At 73.9% G+C, this 2,881-nt stretch carries 2 protein-coding genes; one reads left to right on the top strand and one right to left on the bottom strand.

Annotated features, from left to right (window positions below):
* Positions 1 to 783: 783 nt before the first annotated feature.
* A complete protein-coding gene (locus D476_RS0118925) occupies positions 784 to 1,530 on the bottom strand; it encodes a TetR/AcrR family transcriptional regulator (RefSeq protein ID WP_017625503.1) in 747 nt (248 codons plus the stop codon).
* A 123-nt stretch (positions 1,531 to 1,653) separates the two neighbouring features.
* Between D476_RS0118925 and D476_RS0118920 the strand changes: the two genes are divergently transcribed.
* Positions 1,654 to 2,664, top strand: coding sequence for an alcohol dehydrogenase catalytic domain-containing protein (locus tag D476_RS0118920; RefSeq protein WP_017625502.1), 1,011 nt, complete (start codon positions 1,654 to 1,656; stop codon positions 2,662 to 2,664).
* Positions 2,665 to 2,881 lie beyond the last annotated feature (217 nt).

Below are 2,881 nucleotides of genomic sequence, written 5' to 3'. Positions count from 1 at the left end.
TCACTGCGTGTAGCCGATATCGGCCCCGCGCGGCGCCCGCAAGCCCAGCGGAAGAGCCTGGGCGGCCCGGCACCCGTCCCCGCACTCAACCTGAACACCCCAGATAGAGACGAACGGGACATATCGCTTCCAGAATCTGTTCTGGTATCGCGGTGTTCGTCGGTCCGGGGCGTCCGTGGGTGTCGCTGGGCGCGTTTCCCGCCCCCGCCCGCGCTTAACGCGGAGTATTCACCCAGGTCACAGGCCTTACCGGGTTCACCGCACCGGCCCGGCGGCCGCCACGGGCGCCGAAGACCGCGAACCCCGGGGCCGCGCCGCCTTGCCTGGAACGTGAGGGGCCCGACGGACGGCAGGCGGGGCCGGGGAGCCGCCCCGCTCTGGCCGTCGCCGCCATCACATCGACCACGCACACGCGCGGCGCCCGACGACGCTGCCCCAAGCGTTGCCGACCTCTCCTCGTCGCCGCCTCTCCACCCCACACCCCGAAGACCCGACACCCGGCCGGGATCGGTGAGTGGGGTACCTGCTGGGCCGCCGTCCTCCCGGACCGCGAGGGGCCCGCCGCCCGGCAGGCGGGGCCGGGAAACCGCTCCGCTCTGGCCGTCGCCGCCCACCACGGCGACCATCCGCACGCGCGGCGGCCGACTGTGCTGCGGTAAGGTCCGCCGACCTGCGTTGTCGCTCGTCGTCGCTGCCTTCCACTCGGCACCCCGGCGTCTCGGTGGACGGCCAGGGGTCGTGAGCGCGGGGTACCGGCGGCTCCGTCGGCGCCTCCTCTGTCGTTTAGGGGCGGGCGCCGGCCGCGATGCGGTCGAGGAGTTCCTCCAGTAGTGCGCGTTCGCCCGGGGTGAGGGGGGCGGGGGAGTCGTCCAAGATCGCCCGCAGGGCGATCGCGCGGCGGGCGGGCTCGTGGTCGGTGCCGGGGTCCTCTTCTGCGGGCGCGTCTTCGCCCTCCCCGGTGTCCCGGCCCGGGGCGTCGGTGGTGATCGAGGCGAGCACCGCCTCGCGCATACGGTCCGACAGCTCCGGGTCGCGCTCCCCGGGGGGCGCCTCGATCTGTGAGAAGGCGACGCCGCGTGCGGCCGAGTGCAGCATCCGGGCGGCGTGCTCCACCCCCGTGACCAGCCGCCCCGCCTCGGCGGTGCGCCGGATCAGGCCGCGCAGGATCTCATCGGCCCGCTCGACCGCCTCACTCGTCGCGCCCCTCCGGTCGGGCCGGTACATCAGCCCGTAGTGCGCCGGGTGCTCTCGGGCGAACTCCTGGTGCAGGTCCCACCCGGCGCGCAGGTCGTCGACCGGGTCGCCGGTGGGGGCCTGGGCCTCCTTCTGCGCCAGGTAGCGGGCGAAGCCGTCGGCGGCCACGGCGTCCAGCAGGCCGCCCATGTCGCCGAAGAGGCGGTAGATGGCCGGGGGCTGCACCCCGGCGGCGGCGCTCACCGACCGTGTGGTGACGGCGTCGGGGCCGCCGTCGTCCAGCAGTTCCGCCGCCGCGCCGATGATCCGGGTGCGGGTGTCGCTCCGTTCAGCCATGTATCGATGATAATGGATTTCCAGTATCGATGTTGCGTTATCGATGGAAGCTGCCTAGTGTTAGCGGCGATACCAGCCGGTGCCGCGACCGGCACCGGCCGTGCCATGAGGGAGGAGACCACCATGACCGCGACCACGATGCGCGCCGTCCAGGCCACCGAGGAGGGCGGGCCGTTCACCCCCGCCGTGCTCCCCGTCCCCGAACCGGGCCCCGGGCAGGTCCGGGTGCGGGTGCACGCCTGCGGCGTCTGCGGCGGCGACGCCATCCCCCGCTTCGGCCTGATGGGCACCCGCCACCCGCGCGTGCCCGGCCACGAGATCGCCGGGACCGTCGACGCCCTCGGCCCCGGTGTGCGCGCCTGGAGTACCGGCGACCGGGTCGGCGCCGGATGGCACGGGGGCCAGTGCCTCACCTGCGCCTCCTGCCGCCGCGGCGACTTCGCCAACTGCGCCGAGCGCCTGATCACCGGTGCCGACTACGACGGCGGGTACGCCGAGTACGCCGTCATCCCCCAGGAGGTCCTGGCCCGCATCCCCGAGGGGCTCTCCTTCGAGGAGGCGGCCCCGCTCATGTGCGCCGGGGTGACGGTCTTCAACGCGCTCCGCAACACCGGCGCCCGCCCCGGCGACACGGTCGCCGTGCAGGGCGTGGGCGGCCTGGGCCACCTGGGAATCCAGTACGCCGCCGCGATGGGGTTCCGGACCGTGGCCGTCAGCCGGGGCCGGGCCAAGGAGGAGATCGCGCGGTCCCTGGGGGCCGACGACTACGTCGACGGCGCCGACGGCGGCGCGGGGGAGGCCCTGGCGGCGGTAGGCGGTGCGCGGGTCGTGCTCGCCACCGTCGACGACGCGGCCGCCCAGGCCGACATCGCCCAGGGCCTGCAGGGCAACGGCGAGATGATGGTGATCGGCACCCCGCACGACCCGATCCCCGTCTCCAGCCTGCTCCTGGTCACCGGCCGCAGGAGCGTCCGGGGCTGGTACAGCGGCCACGCCAAGGACAGCGAGGAGGCGATGGAGTTCGCCGCCCTCAAGGGCGTGCGGCCCATGGTCGAGCAGTACAAGCTGGAGGAGGCCGAGCAGGCGTTCGCGGCCATGGGCAACGCGCGCTTCCGCAACGTGCTCGTCCCCTGATGCCATTGAGGCCGTGTCGCGCGATGGAGAGGATGGGGTGCCGGGCCTGGGAGCCCGGCGCCTCCATCCGGGGATCATCCGGTGACACCGGCGCTCGAACAGTGGGGAGAAGCGGGCCGATGCCAACGAAGCCGACCAGGGCGGGCTATTCACCGCCGCCGTTCCCGAAGCTCTTCCTGGCCCCGGCGGCATTGCTCCTCCTGGGGCAGGTGGTCGT

The sequence above is a fragment of the Nocardiopsis chromatogenes YIM 90109 genome (genome assembly GCF_000341185.1).
GTDB lineage: Bacteria > Actinomycetota > Actinomycetes > Streptosporangiales > Streptosporangiaceae > Nocardiopsis_A > Nocardiopsis_A chromatogenes.
Note: the sequence above shows the minus strand (reverse complement) of the source record. Positions and strands in the feature narration are given on the sequence as shown.

Bases quoted from the DNA above. Each gene is read 5' to 3' on its own strand.
- D476_RS0118925 (WP_017625503.1), bottom strand. From the start codon at position 1,530: ATGGCTGAACGGAGCGACACCCGCACCCGGATCATCGGCGCGGCGGCG.
- D476_RS0118920 (WP_017625502.1), top strand. From the start codon at position 1,654: ATGACCGCGACCACGATGCGCGCCGTCCAGGCCACCGAGGAGGGCGGG.